Annotated in this window: 18 protein-coding genes; 5 read left to right on the top strand and 13 right to left on the bottom strand. The window is 68.8% G+C overall.

All coding sequences use genetic code 11. From position 1 onward, the window contains the following. Positions 1–16 precede the first annotated feature (16 nt). Positions 17–271: an XrtV sorting system accessory protein gene (locus HMF7854_RS11865; protein WP_126719282.1), complete on the top strand. Its 255-nt coding sequence runs from the start codon at positions 17–19 to the stop codon at positions 269–271. Here HMF7854_RS11865 and HMF7854_RS11870 read toward each other — a convergent pair. The 8 genes from HMF7854_RS11870 to HMF7854_RS11905 form a co-directional block, all read right to left on the bottom strand. Continuing rightward, on the bottom strand, positions 268–966 hold the full coding sequence (locus HMF7854_RS11870) for an exosortase C-terminal domain/associated protein EpsI (RefSeq protein WP_126719283.1): 699 nt from the start codon (positions 964–966) through the stop codon (positions 268–270). The genes HMF7854_RS11865 and HMF7854_RS11870 overlap by 4 nt on opposite strands. Next, complete coding sequence (xrt, locus tag HMF7854_RS11875) at positions 963–1,850, bottom strand: exosortase (RefSeq protein ID WP_185829265.1); 888 nt, start codon at positions 1,848–1,850, stop codon at positions 963–965. The genes HMF7854_RS11870 and xrt overlap by 4 nt, the downstream gene beginning before the upstream one ends. Beyond that, positions 1,840–2,445, bottom strand: a complete 606-nt coding sequence (locus HMF7854_RS11880) for a L,D-transpeptidase family protein (protein ID WP_239016961.1) — start codon at positions 2,443–2,445, stop codon at positions 1,840–1,842. The genes xrt and HMF7854_RS11880 overlap by 11 nt, the downstream gene beginning before the upstream one ends. Before the next feature lie 95 nt (positions 2,446–2,540). Further along, complete coding sequence (locus HMF7854_RS16085) at positions 2,541–3,185, bottom strand: PEPxxWA-CTERM sorting domain-containing protein (RefSeq protein WP_126719286.1); 645 nt, start codon at positions 3,183–3,185, stop codon at positions 2,541–2,543. A gap of 301 nt (positions 3,186–3,486) precedes the next feature. After that, the gene (locus tag HMF7854_RS11890) at positions 3,487–4,113 is read right to left on the bottom strand and encodes an ATP-binding cassette domain-containing protein (protein ID WP_126719287.1); all 627 of its coding nucleotides are present in this window, start codon (positions 4,111–4,113) and stop codon (positions 3,487–3,489) included. Beyond that, a complete protein-coding gene (gene modB, locus HMF7854_RS11895; protein WP_126719288.1) occupies positions 4,103–4,801 on the bottom strand; it encodes a molybdate ABC transporter permease subunit in 699 nt (232 codons plus the stop codon). The genes HMF7854_RS11890 and modB overlap by 11 nt, the downstream gene beginning before the upstream one ends. Beyond that, positions 4,802–5,566, bottom strand: coding sequence for a molybdate ABC transporter substrate-binding protein (gene modA / locus HMF7854_RS11900; RefSeq protein WP_126719289.1), 765 nt, complete (start codon positions 5,564–5,566; stop codon positions 4,802–4,804). Further along, entirely contained in the window at positions 5,567–6,892 is a 1,326-nt protein-coding gene (locus HMF7854_RS11905; protein ID WP_126719290.1) for a dicarboxylate/amino acid:cation symporter, read from the bottom strand. Between the two features lie 84 nt (positions 6,893–6,976). On the opposite strand from HMF7854_RS11905, the gene HMF7854_RS11910 reads away from it, so the two are divergent. The 3 genes from HMF7854_RS11910 to HMF7854_RS11920 are packed head-to-tail and all read left to right on the top strand — an operon-like array spanning position 6,977 to position 10,493. After that, positions 6,977–8,404, top strand: a complete 1,428-nt coding sequence (locus tag HMF7854_RS11910) for an MFS transporter (RefSeq protein ID WP_126719291.1) — start codon at positions 6,977–6,979, stop codon at positions 8,402–8,404. 8 nt (positions 8,405–8,412) lie between these two features. Continuing rightward, entirely contained in the window at positions 8,413–9,402 is a 990-nt protein-coding gene (locus HMF7854_RS11915; RefSeq protein ID WP_126719292.1) for an aldo/keto reductase, read from the top strand. A 35-nt stretch (positions 9,403–9,437) separates the two neighbouring features. Continuing rightward, positions 9,438–10,493 (top strand): NAD(P)-dependent alcohol dehydrogenase, encoded by a 1,056-nt coding sequence (locus HMF7854_RS11920; RefSeq protein ID WP_126719293.1) that lies wholly within the window; start codon positions 9,438–9,440, stop codon positions 10,491–10,493. A 47-nt stretch (positions 10,494–10,540) separates the two neighbouring features. On the opposite strand, the gene HMF7854_RS11925 is transcribed toward HMF7854_RS11920, so the two are convergent. Further along, positions 10,541–11,581, bottom strand: coding sequence for a rod shape-determining protein (locus tag HMF7854_RS11925; protein ID WP_126719294.1), 1,041 nt, complete (start codon positions 11,579–11,581; stop codon positions 10,541–10,543). A 293-nt stretch (positions 11,582–11,874) separates the two neighbouring features. Between HMF7854_RS11925 and HMF7854_RS11930 the strand changes: the two genes are divergently transcribed. Then, positions 11,875–13,602 carry a methyl-accepting chemotaxis protein gene (locus tag HMF7854_RS11930; RefSeq protein WP_126719295.1) on the top strand — a complete coding sequence of 576 codons (1,728 nt, stop codon included), beginning with the start codon at positions 11,875–11,877 and terminating at the stop codon, positions 13,600–13,602. Between the two features lie 18 nt (positions 13,603–13,620). On the opposite strand, the gene HMF7854_RS11935 is transcribed toward HMF7854_RS11930, so the two are convergent. From HMF7854_RS11935 to HMF7854_RS11950, 4 genes are all read right to left on the bottom strand, one after another. Further along, positions 13,621–13,872, bottom strand: a complete 252-nt coding sequence (locus HMF7854_RS11935) for a glutaredoxin domain-containing protein (RefSeq protein ID WP_126719296.1) — start codon at positions 13,870–13,872, stop codon at positions 13,621–13,623. A 150-nt stretch (positions 13,873–14,022) separates the two neighbouring features. Continuing rightward, on the bottom strand, positions 14,023–14,475 hold the full coding sequence (locus HMF7854_RS11940; RefSeq protein ID WP_126719297.1) for an RrF2 family transcriptional regulator: 453 nt from the start codon (positions 14,473–14,475) through the stop codon (positions 14,023–14,025). A gap of 74 nt (positions 14,476–14,549) precedes the next feature. Next, complete coding sequence (locus tag HMF7854_RS11945; protein ID WP_126719298.1) at positions 14,550–15,893, bottom strand: PQQ-dependent sugar dehydrogenase; 1,344 nt, start codon at positions 15,891–15,893, stop codon at positions 14,550–14,552. Next, positions 15,890–16,360 carry a DUF2231 domain-containing protein gene (locus HMF7854_RS11950; protein WP_126719299.1) on the bottom strand — a complete coding sequence of 157 codons (471 nt, stop codon included), beginning with the start codon at positions 16,358–16,360 and terminating at the stop codon, positions 15,890–15,892. Before HMF7854_RS11950 ends, HMF7854_RS11945 begins: the two co-directional genes overlap by 4 nt. Between the last annotated feature and the right edge of the window lie 74 nt (positions 16,361–16,434).

Raw genomic sequence — 16,434 nt, forward strand, 5'->3', positions numbered from 1 at the left:
AGAGGACCGATCATCCGTGGAGACTGCCTACGACTGGGTGAGCGTGCTGATCTTTGCGGGTCTGGTGACCCAGTTCCTGATCCGCTCGGCCGAGCCGGAGGAGAGTGGCGACCGGCTGTGGCACTATCTGGTTCCCTCGTTCGGTTGCGCGGCGGTCAACTGGGCAGGTAACCACGGCATTCACTGGCTGGCCGTGCTGCTCCTGCTGGCCATCGCTGCGTGGGTCTATCATTTTTTCTACCAGCGCCAGCGCTCCTCGCCCGGGAGCTAGGCGCGTCCGACCAGCAGCGAGCGGAGCTTCGGGGCGGCGGCGGCCACCAGTTCGCGGGCGAAGTGCTCCAGCACCGGCAGCGCCGCCGCGAGGCTCGGGCCCAGCAGCGACATTCGCACCAGCGCGCCATCGGGGATGTTCCCGCTCAGCGAATCCCGGAAGACCGACCATTGCTGGTCCAGGTTCGACGTGGCGAAGCGGTCACCGACCCGGGTCCAGTAGAGGATTTGCTCGTCGCGCCCCGGCGCACGGGCGCTGAGCGCCCGGCCCGCGATCCCCGCTGGCGGAATCGACAAGGCCTCACCGCCGGACACCTCGAACCCTGCCGAGGGATAGCAGACCTCGGGTCGATGCAGCTGGGTGGTGCCGGTCTGAGCGCTTCCATAAGCCAGCAGGAACATGATCGCGGGCAGCCGCGGGCTGACGTAATAGGCGGTCGCGACATCGTCGTAGGTGTCGCTTCCGGTGTCCTCGGCGCGCGGGATGAGCACGCCCGAGGAAGGCGCCCGGCTCCAGCTCGCCAGCCGGTCGGGCAGCTGGCGGTCCAGCGGGACGCTCAGCCGAGCCGCCGCCGCCCGAGTGCTCCGCCCCAACAGCGCCGCGCCCACCGCAGCAGCGGCGAGCGCCCCGCCGACCAGCAGCTCGCGCCGGCCGAGCGGCGCCTCCGCCCTGAGCGGCCGGTCCGCCGCGTTCATGCGCTCGCCCCGCCGCGGCCCGTCCGCAGCAGGCTGTCGACCGCGAACATGCCGAGCATCGCCAGGCTGAAGCTGACGAGCCCGGCAAGGTCGTGAGCGAAGCTCTGGGCCACCCCGTCGCCGACATAGTAGGTGAGGAGGATCAGCCCGAGCACGCGCAGAAAATTGGCTAGCAGGGCAATGGGGATGATGGCCAGCAGCAGGAACAGGGCAGGGTTGCGCCCGGCCGGGCGGCTGAGATGGACGAACAGCAGCCCCATGGCGAGGAGCGTCAGCAGCGAGCCGAGGCCCGAGCAGGCCTGGCGCACCAGCAACTCATATTGCGCGATCTGGATCGCCACGCCCGAGGCGCCGATCGGCAGTCCAAATGCGTGGAGCAGCGACACGCTAAGCTGCGAAATGGCAATCTTGAGCGGCTGGGTGGCTTCCGCGACGAGCCCGAACGGCGGCTTGATGAGGAAGGCCAGGTACAGGATCGGGAACCACAGCCGCCGCATCGTCGCCGGGCCCCAGTAGAAGAAGCCGAGCAGCAGCAGAACGAAGTAGAGCGCAAGGGACTCGGTGCCGAGTAGCGCCAGCGAACGCCCATAGACGTAGGCCAGCAGCAGAGGCGCGAGAAGGAATAGCCAGGCCGTCCTGATGCTCCCCGGACGCCAATCGATCGCCGCCCGCTCGCGCCACAACAGCCACAGCCCCGACACCAGGATCAGCGGCCCATGCGCGCCACTTTCGGTGCTCCAGTGAAGCCGGGCCAGCGAGACCAGGGTCGGGATGACCAGCAGGGCAAGGCCGAGCAGCACCGGCGCCGCTCCGGGCGGAACCGCGATCCGGCTCCGCGTCGCGGAAGGCCGCAGGCTCGGACTGGACGCCAGCTCAGCTGACATGCTGGGACGGCGATGGTGCATCGCCGTGCCCGGCGGTATCCGGCAGGATGAAGACGTCGTCGCCCCGGCTGATCTGGTCGAACACCCGCCGCGCGAATTCCAGCGGGATGCCGAGGCAGCCATGCGTGCCCAGCCCCTCGCGAACGTCGCTGCCGTGGATGGAGACACCGTCGTTGGTCAGCCGCAGCGTATAGGGCATCGGCGCATCATAGACGCTGGAACGATGATCTTTGGCACGGGCGAGGACGGTGAAGCGGCCGGTCGGGGTAGGCCGGTCGTCCACCCCGTAGAGGGTGACCGCGGTTCCGATCTCGGCACCGCCGCGGAACACCGACATGGTCTGGCGGCGCAGGTCGACGAGCACCCAGGCCGAACCGGCAGGCACATTCTTGTCGTTCCAGACGAAGTCGCCGTACTTCATCGGACGCGAGATGTTCAGCAGCGACTTGACCTGCCGCTTCTGCCCATTGCCCGCGTCGAAGCTGGGCCCGGTGCCGGCATGGAAGAAGAGGCGATCGCCGGTCTGCGCCATCGCCGGCGCATCATAGTGCGGCTCGTCGGCCCGGCTGTCGCAACCGCCGAGGGCGGCAAGCACGAAGAAAGGAGCAAACAGGGTCGCAGCCGACCGGCGCCGTCTCCCGGCGACGGACGATCGCTGATGATACCCTGCCCTCCCCATGACGCGGAATGTCAGATCGCGGGGGCGGTCCCGCTCAGCGTGGCCCGAGCGGGGCGCTGGTCGAGCGCCCGGCGGCGACGCAGGAAGCTGCCGAGGAAGCCGAAGCCCAGGATCATCATCAGCCAGGTCGCCGGCTCGGGAACGGCCGGGGCCGGGGTCGGATTGTCCGGGGCGGGCACCACCGCCGTGGTGGTGCCGCCGCCACCGCCTCCCCCAATCGCCGCCGCCGCGGGAACCGCGAGCAGCGGGAGGAAGGCGCCGGCGCCCGGTCCGGCGAACGCTGCGACGGGGATGGCGGCGGGGGCCAGGAGCGGTGCGACGGCGGTGGCGGGCACGACGGCGGCGGGCCCGGCGATCGCCGGGACGACCGCGCCGGCGACCGGGGCCGGGCTGCCGAGGGCGGCCGCGACGGGCGCGGGCTCGTGCGCGCCGAGCATCGCCATCTTGGGCCCGGCCGCGCTGGCGACCTTGTGCTTGGTGGTAAGGGCGCCTGCCTGCCGCTCGCCCGGCGACCGCGCGTCCAGCGCGGCGAGCAGATTGGCGTTGGCGAACTTGATCGGGAACTTGTGGCCGGGCGCGAGCATCGAATAGCCCGCCATCCCGCTCCCCGCGACCGCTACCAGGGCAATCAGACCGCCGCGCCGAGTGAACCTCATGATACCCGCTCCTGTTCAGCGCGCACGCACGCCTATTAACTAATGCGTAAACAATCGCTTCTGGCTTTTGTTTCTTTTCGTTCCATGTCCAGTACGCAGCGGCGCCATTCGTTGCAGCGAAGCCGCGCCTCGGCCAGGCGTTAACAGCCCCAAGCGGATAATTGGCTGACAATCAAGCCTTTTACCGGTTGCGTTCGGAGACGGAACGGAGGGCTTCCCCGAAGATTTGCCCCGAGTTGGTACAAAGCCGGATCAGAAAATGCGGTGAACGGATGCAGTAAACCGCAAGAAGTAGCGCCGTTTAATGCTCGACAGGCACGATTCGCGAAGCAAGCCGCTCGACCTCGGCCCGGTCGTGGCTGACCAGAAGGATCGGCAGCCGCAGCTCGTCACGCAGCCGCTCGATGACCGTCATGATCTCCTCGCGCCGGCTCCGATCGAGCGAGGCGAGCGGCTCGTCGAGCAGCAGGAAGCGGGGTCCGCTTAGCAGCGCCCGCCCGATCGACACCCGCTGCGCTTCGCCGCCGGAGAGGCTGCGGGGCCAGCGTCGGAGGAGATGCGTGATCCCGAGAAAGGCGACCGTCTCGTCGAACGGGAGGATGGCGGTGCCCGGCGCGGCCAGCCGCTCGCCGTAGCGAAGATTGTCCTCGACCCGCCGGTGTGGGAACAACCGCCCTTCCTGAAACACGTAGCCGGCACGGCGCCGCTCGGGCGCGAGGTCCGTCCCCGCCGCGCCGTCAAACAGGGTTTCGCCAGCGACGACGATCCGCCCCTCGTCCGGGCGGAGCAGGCCCGCGACCATGTTGAGGATGCTGGTCTTGCCCGCGCCCGACGGGCCGAACAGCGCCGTCAGCGGGGCGTCGCTCGCGAAGTCGGCGGCGATCTCGGCATCTCCCAGCCGGCGCCGGGCGCGCACCTCAAAGGACATGGCCGTCCCGCCCCGAGCCCATCCGCCGCGCCAGCCATTCGGAGACGAGCAGCGCGCCGAGCGACAGCGCGACCGCGATGATCGCCAGCCTCAGCACGTCGCTATCCCGCCCCGGCACCTGGAGCGCCGAGTAGATGGCGAGCGGGATGGTCTCGGTCTCCCCCGGAATGTTTGAAACGAAGGTAATGGTCGCGCCGAACTCGCCGATCGAGCGGGCGAAGCCGAGCATGGCGCCGGCGAGCAGGCCCGGCACCGACAGCGGCAGCGTGACGGTCCAGAACGCCCGCCACGGCGACGCCCCGAGCGATCGTGCCGCCTGCTCCAGCCGACGGTCGACGCCCTCGATCGACAGTCGCATCGCCCGCACCATCAGCGGCAGCGCCATCACTGCGGCGGCGAGCGCGGCCCCGGTCCAGCGGAACATCAGGGTCAGCCCGAACCAGCTCGCCAACCAGCGACCGGCCGGCCCCTGCGTCCCGAACGCAAGCAGCAGGAGCCAGCCGGTCACCACAGGCGGCAGCACCAGCGGCAGGTGGACCAGCGCGTCGACCAGCAGCTTGCCGGGGAAGCGGGTGCGCGCCAACACCCACGCCAGCGCGAAGGCGACCGGCATCGTCAGCAGCACCGCCACGAGGCTGACCTTGAGGGACAGGGCGATGATCGCCAGCTGGTCAGCCCCGAAGGTCAATCAGCGGACCGTGAAGCCACGCCGGGCGAAGAAGGCCTTGCCGGTCCCGGACAGGAGGAATCGACGGAACGGCTCGGCGGCCGGGCTGCTGGCATTCTTCAGGATCGCCATAGGATAGACGATCGGCGGATGGCTCGCGGCGGGAAAGACTCCCACCACGCGGACCTTGCCGCTGGCCTTCGCGTCGGTCGCGTAGACGATCCCGAACGGCGCCTCGCCGCGTTCGACCAGCGCCAGCGCGGCGCGGACGTTCTCGGCCTTGGCGACCTTGCCCGCGAGCGCCGGCCAGACTCCGAGGCTGGTCAGCGCCGCCTTGCCATATTTGCCCGCGGGCACCGCGTCCGGGTCGGCCATCGCCAGCCGTCCGTTGCCGAGCGCCTGCGCCAGCGGCAAGCCGCGGCGGATGGTCACGCGCACCCGGCTCGATGCGGGCGCGACCAGCACCAGCGTGTTGGCGAGGAAATTGCTGCGAGTGCCGGCGCGGACGAAGCCCTTGGACTGGACGTCGTTCATCCAGTCCTCGTCGGCCGAGATGAACAGGTCGGCTGGCGCGCCGCTGTCGATCTGCCGCGCGAGCGCGGAGGACCCCGCGAAGCTGATCACCGGCTTGGCATGGCCGCGGCGCCCCCAGTCGGCGGCCGCGTCGGTGAGCGCCTCCTGCAGGCTGGCCGCGGCAAGGACGACCGGCGCCTTCTCGGCCGCGACGGCGGGAACGGCGGTTGCCGCGAACGCGGCGGCAACCAGGGTCAGGACTGGCTTGAACATCTACGCGACTGCCTCCTCGGGGCGCTGGTCGACGGGCGGCAGGCGGCCGGCCATCGCAGCGGACAATTGTTCACGATCGAGCCGCCCCTCCCAGCGCGTAACGACGATGGTGGCCACTGCGTTGCCGACGAAATTGGTGAGGCTTCGGCACTCGCTCATGAAGCGGTCGACGCCGAGGATCAGGGCCATGCCCGCGACGGGCACGCTCGGGACAATCGACAGGGTTGCGGCGAGTGTGATGAACCCGGCCCCGGTGACCCCCGCCGCCCCCTTCGACGAGAGCATGGCGACGAGGAGCAGCAGCACCTGTTGTTCAAGCGACAGCTGGACCCCCGTCGCCTGCGCGATGAACAAGGCGGCCAGCGTCATGTAGATGTTGGTGCCGTCGAGGTTGAAGCTGTAGCCGGTCGGAACGACCAGCCCGACGATCGACTTGGGGCAGCCGGCCCGCTCCATCTTCTCGATGAGGCTGGGCAGCGCGCTTTCGCTGCTCGACGTGCCGAGCACCAGCAGCAGCTCGTCCTTGAGATAGGCGATCAGCCTCAGGATCGAGAAGCCGGCAAGCCACGCCACGGTCCCGAGCACCACCAGCACGAACAGCAGCGAAGTCAGGTAGAAGGTGGCGACCAGCCCGGCGAGGCTGGCGAGCGCCTTCACTCCGAAGGTGCCGATGGTGAAGGCCATCGCGCCGAACGCGCCGAGCGGCGCCGCCTTCATGATGATGGCGACGACCTTGAACACGGCCAGGTTGGCTTCTTCCAGCAAGCCCAGCAGCGGCGCCCCGCTCTCCCCGGTGAGCGCCAGCCCGAAGCCGAACAGGATGGCGACGAACAGCGTCTGCAGGATGTTGCCCTCGGCCAGACCGCCGAGGAAGCTGTCGGGCACGATCGCGCTGACGAAGCCGAGGACGCTCGTCTCGTGCGCCTTGGCGGTATAGTCGGCGATCTTGCCGGCATCGAGGCTCGCCGGGTCGGCGTGGAGCGCCGCGCCGGGCTGGACCAGATTGCCGACGATCAGCCCGATCACCAGCGCGAGGGTCGAGAAGAAAAGAAAGTAGGCGAAGGTCTTTGCCGCGACCCGCCCGACCGAGCCGATGTCGCGCATCCCTGCGATGCCGGTCACGATGGTGAGGAAGATGACCGGGGCGATGATCATCTTCACCGCCTTGATGAACAGATCGCCGAGCGGCTTCAGCGCCTTGCCCGCTTCCGGCCACAGCGCGCCGACCAGCACGCCGAACGCGATTGCGGCGAGCACCTGAACGTAGAGGTGGCGATACCAGGGCTGGGTGGCGGGCAGCGGGCTGGCCTCTGGCACGGGCGTCATGTGCGCATGTGAACGGCGGCCTGCAACAAGCGCAAGCCCTCCTTCGCATCCATTTGCCGGAGCGGGGCGTTCCGATCGAATTCCATGGCACCCGACAACGCTTCCCCCACCGCGTCGCGACAGCGACAACAGCGGCAGGACGGCCTGCCCGTTCCGCGCCGCTACTGGTCCGCCGCCGCCATCTGGCTGACCATCTCGATGGCGGTGCTCGACGGTACGATCGCCAATGTCGCGCTGCCGACCATCGCGCGCGAGATCGGCGCCTCGCCAGCCAGTTCGGTGTGGGTCATCAACGCCTACCAGCTGACGATCACCGTCTTCCTCCTGCCTTTGGCGGCGCTGGGCGATCTGCTCGGCTACCGGCGCATCTACCTGCCCGGCGTGCTGCTGTTCGTGCTCGGCTCGGCCGCCTGCGCGCTCGGGCACAGCCTTGTCTGGCTGATCGTGGCGCGGATGGTTCAGGGTATCGGCGCCGCCGCAATCATGAGCATGAACGCTGCTCTCGTCCGGGCCACCTACCCCTCCGACCAGCTCGGCCGCGGGATCGGCTACAACGCGCTCGTCCTCTCCATTTCCGCCGCGGCCGGCCCGACCATCGCCGCGCTGGTGCTGGAACTGGGCCGCTGGCCCTGGCTGTTCCTGATCAACATCCCGATCGGCCTCGCCGCCTTCCTGATCGGAATGCGCTCGCTTCCCGACGGCGACTCCCACGGCAACCCCTTCGACTGGATCGCCGGACTACTCAGCGCGCTGACCCTCGGGCTGATCGTCTTCGGGGCCGAGACGACCGCCCGCACCGGCAGTCTCGGCGGGATCGTCGCGGTTGTCGCCGGGATCTTGGCCGGGGTCTTCCTGGTCCGGCGCGAATGGAGCGACCCCAAGCCTCTGCTCCCGCTCGACCTGCTGCGCATCCCCATCTTCGCCCTGTCGATCTGCACCTCGATCGTCAGCTTCGCCGCGCAGATGCTCGCCTATGTGTCGCTGCCCTTCCTGTTCCAGACCACGCTTCACCGGAGCGTGCTGGAAACCGGCCTGCTGATGACGCCCTGGCCGATCGCGGTCGGGATCACGGCGCCGATCGCCGGGCGGCTCGCCGACCGGATGCACAGCGGGCTGCTCGGCGCGATCGGGCTGGCGGTCTTCGCGACCGGCCTGTTCCTGCTCTCGCGCATGGGCTCGCACCCGGCGACGATCGACGTCGCCTGGCGGATGGCCGTGTGCGGGATCGGCTTCGGCCTGTTCCAGTCGCCCAACAACCGGACGATCGTCAGCAGCGCCCCGCACGAGCGGAGCGGCGCGGCGGGCGGGATGCTCGCCACCGCGCGCCTGCTCGGCCAGACCGGCGGCGCGGTCAGCGTCGCCGCCGCCTTCCACCTTGCCGGGCTCGGCGCCGGCCCCCACCTCCTGCTCGCGGCATCGATCATCGCCGCGCTCGCCGCGGCGGTCAGCCTGACCCGCCTCGCCGCAACCCACCCGGACCAGCCCCGGCCGGGCCAACCCCGCACCGAATGAGGATCGACATGAAGACACGGACTCTCGGCCAGGATCTGCAGGTCTCCGCATTGGGCTTCGGCTGCATGGGCCTGAACCACGGCTATTCCAGCGACATCAGCCGCCCGGACGCCGTCCGGCTGCTGCGCGACGCGGTGGATCGCGGCGTCACCCTGTTCGACACCGCCGAGGTCTACGGCCCGTGGACGAACGAGGAGATCGTCGGCGAAGCATTGAAGCCGGTCCGCGAACAGGTGAAGATTGCCACCAAGTTCGGGTTCAAGATCGTCGACGGGGTGCAGCAGCCCGGCCTGGACAGCCGGCCGGAGCACATTCGCGAGGTCGCCGACGCGTCCCTCAAGCGGCTCGGCATCGACACGATCGATCTCTTCTACCAGCACCGGGTCGACCCCGCCGTTCCGATCGAGGAGGTCGCCGGCGCGGTGAAGGAGCTGATCGCGGCCGGCAAGGTGCGCCACTTCGGCCTCTCCGAACCCGGCGCCGAGACGGTCCGCAAGGCGCATGCGGTGCAGCCGGTCACCGCGATCCAGAACGAATATTCGCTCTGGACCCGCGGTCCGGAGACCAACGGCATTCTCGATACCTGCGAGGAACTGGGGATAGGCTTCGTTCCTTACTCCCCGCTCGGACGTGGCTTCCTGACTGGGGCGATCGGCAAGGACGCGGCGATCGGCGACAAGGACTTCCGCAAGGCGCTCCCGCGTTTCCAGCCCGAGGCGCTCGACAAGAACCAGGCGCTGGTCGACCTGCTCCGCCGGATCGCCGCCGACAAAGGCGCGACCCCGGCGCAAGTCGCGCTCGCCTGGCTGCTAGCCCAACGCCCCTGGATCGTTCCCATTCCCGGCACGACCAAGCTCCACCGGCTCGAGGAGAACCTCGGCGCGGCCGATCTGGAACTCGGCGGCGGCGACCTGAGCCGGATCGAAGACGCCGCGTCGCACATCCGGATTGAAGGCGAACGCTACACGCCCCAGCTGGAAGCCGTCACCGGCCGCTGATTTCCGCGTCCCCCTCCTTCAACGAAAGACCAAGCATGACCAACGCCCAGGCGTTCGGCGCTCACGCCGCCGACAAGCCGCTCGAATCTATCGCCATCACCCGCCGCGAACCCGGCGCCACCGACGTGGAGATCGACATCGCCTACTGCGGCGTCTGTCACTCCGACCTCCACACCGTCCGTTCCGAGTGGGACGGCACCCTCTTTCCGTGCGTTCCGGGGCACGAGATCGTCGGCCGGGTGACCCGCGTCGGCGGGTTGGTGACCAAGTACCGGGAGGGCGACGTGGTCGGCGTCGGCTGCATGGTCGACAGCTGCGGCCACTGCCGCGAATGCGGCGACGGGCAGGAACAGTATTGCGAGAACGGGTTCGTCGGCACCTACAACGGCCCGACGCCCGACGAACCGGGCCACACCTTCGGCGGCTATTCGGACCGGATCGTCGTCGATCAGGATTTCGTGCTGAGGATCAACCATCCGGCGGAGCAGCTCGCCGCCGTCGCGCCGCTGCTGTGCGCCGGGATCACGACCTACTCGCCGCTTCGCCACTGGAACGTCGGGCCGGGCAAGAAGGTCGGCGTGGTCGGGATCGGGGGGCTCGGCCACATGGGCATCAAGATCGCCCACGCGATGGGCGCGCACGTCGTCGCCTTCACCACCTCGGAAAACAAGCGGGCCGACGCTCATGCGCTGGGCGCCGACGAGGTCATCAACTCGCGCAACACCGAGGAAGTCGAGCAGCACGCCAACAGCTTCGACTTCATCCTCGACACGGTCGCCGCAAGCCATGACCTCGACAGCCTGACCGCGCTGCTCAAGCGGGACGGGACGCTGACCCTGGTCGGCGTGCCCGAGCATCCGCATCCTTCGCCCAACGTCGGGCATCTCATCTTCAAGCGGCGCTCGATTGCGGGCTCGCTGATCGGCGGAATCGCCGAGACGCAGGAGATGCTCGATTTCTGCGCCGACAAGGGGAGCGTCGCCGAGATCGAGATGATCCCGATCCAGAAGATCGACGAAGCCTACGACCGCATGCAGCGGAGCGACGTCAAGTATCGGTTCGTAATCGACAACAAGTCGCTGGCCGGCTGACGTCCACGGGCTGCGGCGGTCCGCCGCTGCAACCCGTCACGTTCGCATCAGGCGGCGACGAGCGCCCCGCGGCAGACCTGGTCCTCCAGCGTCCGCCCGGCCCCGAGCGCGACGCAGGTCAGCGGATCTTCCGCCACCCGAACGCTCAGCCCCGTCTCGTCGGCCAGCACCTGGTCGATGCCGCGCAGCAGCGCGCCGCCGCCAGTCAGGGTGATGCCATGATCGATGACGTCGGCGGCGATCTCTGGCTGGGTATTCTCGAGCGCGCCGCGGACCGCGTCGACGATCCGGTTGATCGGCTCGTGCAGCGCCTCGACCACCTGGGCCTGGGTGAGCCGGATCTCCGCCGGCACACCCTTGGTGACGTCGCGGCCGCGGACCCGGGCGAACAGCTCGTGCGAATCGCTGCAGACACGGGCGGCGCCGACCTCAAGCTTGACCCGCTCGGCGGTCCCCTCGCCGATCAGCAGGTTGAACTTGCGCCGGACATAGGCGGCGATCGCCTCGTCCATGCGGTCCCCACCCGTACGCACCGTCCGGCAGTAGGCCAGGCCCTGGAGCGAGATCACGCCAACCTCGGTGGTGCCGCCGCCGATGTCGACCACCAGCGAGCCGATCGGCTCGGCCACCGGCAGCCCGGCGCCGAGCGCCGCCGCCATCGGCTCCTCGATCAGCGAGACCCGCTCCGCACCGGCGTTGCTGACCGCGTCGCGAATTGCCCGCCGCTCGACCTTGGTCGAGCCGGACGGCACGCAGATCACCACCTCGGTCCCGCGCGAGAAGCGGGTGCGGCTCGCCTGCGCCTTGCGGATGAAATGCTTGATCATGACCTCGGCGACCTCGAGGTCGGCGATGACCCCGGCGCGCAGCGGGCGGACGGTCTGCACATTCTCGGGGGTCTTGCCCATCATCAGCTTGGCATCGTCGCCGACCGCTCGGACAGTCCTGACCCCGTCCTTGGTCTCCATCGCGACAACGCTCGGTTCGTTGATCACGATGCCGCGGCCGCGCGTGTAGACCAGCGTGTTGGCGGTCCCGAGATCGATTGCGACGGCGCGCGAGCCCAGTCCAGGAAAGTGAAACGACATCAGATACTAACCCCACCCATAACCCGTCTGCGACTATGCCTGCATTGAAGCTCCCTGTCCGCGTCACCGGCCGACGTTAACCATGTGGGGAAACGAATCTGCGCCCAGCTGAGAAGATGCGGTTGGGGCGACGCGGAACCACGTTGAAACGAGGGTTCCTACGACGCGCCCACGCTGGTGCCCGCTTTCTGTAATTAATGTGTTGGTTAACACACAGGTAAATACCTCCGCCGCCCTCAATTAATTCGTCAGGTGCAGCCGCTCCCCGGCTCTCGCCTGCCTATGATGATGCCATGTCGATTGCCGCGCGGATCCAGCGATGGTCGCTGCTGCTGTGTCTCGCGTTCGTGGTATCCGCCATGGCCGGCCTACTGGTCACCGCCCGGCTGGTAGCGGCCGAGCAGCGCCTCCTGCTGACCGCCACCGCGCTGCGTAGCCATGTCGAGGCCGACATGCTCCACGACGAGCTTCGTGGCCATGTCTACGCCGCCCTCTACGCGAGGTCCGTCGGCGATGCCGCGACCGTAGCAACCCACCGTGACGACAGCCGCGAGGATGCCCGCCAGTTTCGCGGCCTGTTGCAGCGGCTCGCCGGCCTCGATCTTCCGCCTGCAGCCAGCACCGACTTGGCCTCGGTACGCGGCGGCGCGCTGACCTATGTCGCTAGCGCCGAGCGGGTCGTCGCGCTGGCCGCCAGAGGTGACCCGAACGCCCGGCGGCAGCTGCCCGAGTTCGAGCGACAGTTCCGCGCGCTCGAACAATCGATGGCGGTGGTCAGCAACCGGCTCGAACTGGCGCTCCGCGGCGAGCAGCGGGCACTCACCTTCTGGCAGCGCCTGTGGTTCGCCATGTTTGGCATCGGCACGCTGGTGGGGCTGGCGCTGCTCCGCGCCTTTCGGCGCCTCCTGTTTGAGCGGGTCATCGCTCCGCTTGCGGAGCTCCGCCTCGCCCTGTCGCGGCTGGGCGCGGGAACCCAGCCGGTCAGCGTCGAATGCGCCACCCGCGACGACGAGATCGGCGAGCTGGCGCGCGGCCTCGTCGATTTCGACCACACCCTCGCCAAGGTCCGACAGGCGGAAGCCGACCGGCGCGCCGTGCAAGAGCAGCTCGAAGCCGACCGCCGAGCCCAGGCGGAAGAACGCGAGCGCGTCCGCCTCGAGGCGGAAGAACGCCGCCGGAGCGAGCTCGGCGCGATGGCCGCCTCGCTGGAGGACCGGGTGCTCGCCACCGTCCAGCAGCTCCGCACCGCCGCTGCCGCCCTCCAGCGCACCTCCAAGCGAATGAAGGCCAGCGTGATCGAGACGCGCGGCGACATCGTCGGCGCGGAAGGCGCGACCGAGGAAACCGCCGGCAACGTCACCGTCGCCGGCTCGGCGGCTGAGGAGATGAGCCGCGCCATTGCCGAGATCAGCGTCCGCACCAACAGCAGCGCCGAAGCAGCGAAGCGGATGGCCGAGCGGTCGCACACCGCCGGCGGCGAGATGCGCGGGCTGGACGAGGCGATGAGCCGGATCAGCGACGTCTCGGCGCTGATCTCCTCCATCGCCCAGCGCACCAACCTGCTCGCGCTTAACGCCAGCATCGAGGCCGCCCGAGCCGGCAAGGCGGGCACCGGCTTTGCGGTGGTCGCGGGCGAGATCAAGGGGCTCGCCGCCCGCACCGCCGAGGCGACGCGGGAGATCACCGCCAACCTCGAGGACGTGCGGCTCAAGGCCAGCTCGGTCGGGGGCGCGCTCGAAAGCGTCGGCGCGGCGGTCCACGATGTCGAGGGGGCGGCAAGCTCAATCGCCATCTCGATCAAGCAGCAAAGCAGCGCCACCGACGAGATCAGCGACAGCATCCAGCGCACGATCAGCACCACGCAGGGGCTGCTCGCCAGCATGTCGGGGCTGCGCCGACGCGCCGAGGACAGCAACGACGTGGCGCAGGCGATCGCCTCCGCCGCCGACAGCCTCGAGCATGACGCCGAGGCTCTCAGCGGTGAGATCGTCGCGATGATCGGTCAAATCCGCGCCGCCTGAGGAGCGGCGCGGCCGGAATCAGGCCGACTGCTCGGCCAGATAATCCTCGAGATCGGACGCGCCGCCAATCCGCTCGCCGTCGATGAACACCTGCGGCGTCGTGTCGACCCCCTCCTGCTCCTTGTAGGCGTCAACCTCCTCGCGCGAGGAGAGGATATGTTCGTCGACGTCGTAACCGGCGTCCTCTAGCATCTCCTTGGCGCGGTGGCCGAACGGGCATTCATGGTCGGGCAGGACCATGCGGTACAGGGTGGCGGAACGGTCGGCCATGGCAAACTCCGGAAGGTTACAGGGGGCTTGCGGATCAACCGCGAAGCGCCTCGCCCGTTCCTTCGCCGCGAGGCGGGCGGTCGCAACCTCTACCGCTCCGCCGGATCGTGCGGGAGGAGGTTCTTCCGCTTCGCCTGACGCTTGAAGGGCTCAGTCCGCGAGCTCGTCTCCCGGCAGCGGCAGTCGGTCCTCCCACCGCGCGCCCTGGCTGAGCGTGATGCCCTCGAGGATCTCGACGGTCTGGTCGCGGACCACCGCGAAGGCCCGCCGGATCGCGCAGCTCTCTTCGTCGTGGCAGTCGCCGCACGGAGCATAGAAGTTGACGCTCGCGCAGCTGATCAGCGCAATCGGCCCTTCCAGCGCCCGCACCACCTCGCCGAAGCTGATCGCGTCGGGCGAGCGGGTGAGCAGGTAACCGCCCTTGGGGCCGCGTGTGCTCTTCACCAGCCCGGCTTTCTTCAGGTCGAGCATGATGAGCTCGAGATATTTGGGCGGGACGCGCTGGGTCTCGGCGATGCGCGCCAGCTGAACGGGTGCGCCCTCCCCCTGCTCGACGAGGTACAATAGGGACCGGAGCGCGTAACGCGTCTTCTGCGACAGCATAGCAGCCCCCTAGCAAAGGACCGGCGGCAAACCAAAGCGGGCTTGCCGCACCCGCCGCTGCGCCGCCGCTACGCTCAGCGCATCGCCACCCGCGGTGCCGGCGCGGTCGGGGTCACCCGCCACACCGTGTTGCCGACATCGTCCGCGACCAGCAGCGCGCCCGTGCGATCAACCGCTACTCCGACCGGCCGACCGTGCGATTTGTCGGCCTTGGAGTCGACGAACCCGGTCACGAAGTCGACCGCCTTGCCGCTCGGCTTGCCGCCTGCGAAGGGGACGAACACCACCTTGTAGCCGGACGGCGTGTAGCGGTCCCAGCTGCCATGCTCGCCGATGAAGGCGCCGCCGCGATACTGTGCCGGGAAGCTCGCCCCGGTGTAGAAGGTCAGCCCGAGCGCCGCGACATGGCTGCCCAGCGCATAGTCCGGCGGAATTGCCTTGGCGACTAGGTCGGGCCGCCGCAGCATCGGCGGGATCCGGACATCCACGTTCTGTCCGTAATAGCTGTACGGCCAGCCATAGAAGCCGCCCGGCTTGACCGAGGTCAGATAGTCCGGGACGAGATGCGATCCCAACTCGTCGCGCTCGTTCACCACCGTGTAGAGCGTGTTGGTGCCGGGGTAGAACTGCGGGCTGTTGGGGTTGCGCAGGCCGCCGGCGAACTGGCGCGAGGCGCCGGTCGCTCGGTCGATCTCCCAGATCGCGGCCCGCCCCTTCTCGGCCTCAAGCCCGTTCTCCATGATATTCGAGTTGGAGCCGACCGTCGCGTAGAGCTTCGATCCGTCCGGGCTGAGCACCAGGCTCTTGGTCCAGTGATGGTCGATCGGGCCGCCAGGAAGGTCGGCGAGCTTGCGCCCCGGAGCGGTGATCTTGGTCGTCCCCAGTGGCATCGGATAGGCGACCACGCTGTCGGTGTTGGCGACGTAAAGCGTGTTGTCGATCCAGGCGACGCCGAACGGCGAATTGAGATTGTCCAGGAGCACGGAGGTGCCCTCGGGCGTACCATCGCCGTTGGCGTCGCGGATCAGCGTGATCCGGCTTGCCGGCTTGGGGCCGTTGGGCTGGTTATCCGCGCCGCTCCGGACGATCTCGAATACCAACTGCTTGAGCCGCGCGAAGGGCTCGCTGTTCGGGCTGTCGCCCTGCACGGCGAGGACGTCGCCATTGGGCAGCGCGTAGACGAACCGCGGATGGGCGAGCCCCGTCGCCAGCGCCTTGACCTGGAACCCAGCGGGGACGGTCGGCACGGCGCCGTTCTTCCAGCCTTCACCCGGCGCGATGTGCATCGGCGGAAAGAGGAACTGCTTGGGCTTGGGCAGGCTCGGGTTGGGGCCGATCTGGCTGGTCTCGTCGAACGGCGGATCGCTGCAAGCGGCAAGCAGCGCGATGAGCGCGGTGGTGGCAATCAGGCGCTTCATGCGCGCACCTCTCGGGGACGATGGGACAGGAAGGCGGGCAGCCAACTGCCCACGACGAGGAGGATGACCACGACGGCGCTCAGGATGATCCCCTGCGGGACTACCGAGGTCCAGCCGTCCCGCTGGTGCACGAAGGCATCGACGATCCCGAGCGCCATGGCGACGAGCGTCAGGATGCCGTGCCACGCCATTCCGGCGGGCTGCACCGGCTCGCGCCGGCGGACGAACCATTCGACGATCCCGACCACCAGCGACAGACCGCCGGACACCAGCCCGGCGAAGATCATCCAAGACGCGAAATTGGTCCACTGGATGTTGCCGCTGCGGCTATAGCCATAATCGAAGATCAGGGCGGCGAGGAAATAGGCGAACATGAAGCTGCCCAGCACGAGGTGCAGCGGGTGGCTGACCGCCGCTGCCGGGCGGACCTCCCGAACTCGACCGTCGTCGTCGGTCACTTCCGCCATCTGCCCTTCTCCTTCGCCGGGGTTACGAGTGGCGATGGTCGATGGTTCCTGCGGGAGATGAACATTCGTTCAGC

Origin of the sequence: Sphingomonas ginkgonis, from assembly GCF_003970925.1 — a bacterium.
Lineage (GTDB): Bacteria > Pseudomonadota > Alphaproteobacteria > Sphingomonadales > Sphingomonadaceae > Sphingomicrobium > Sphingomicrobium ginkgonis.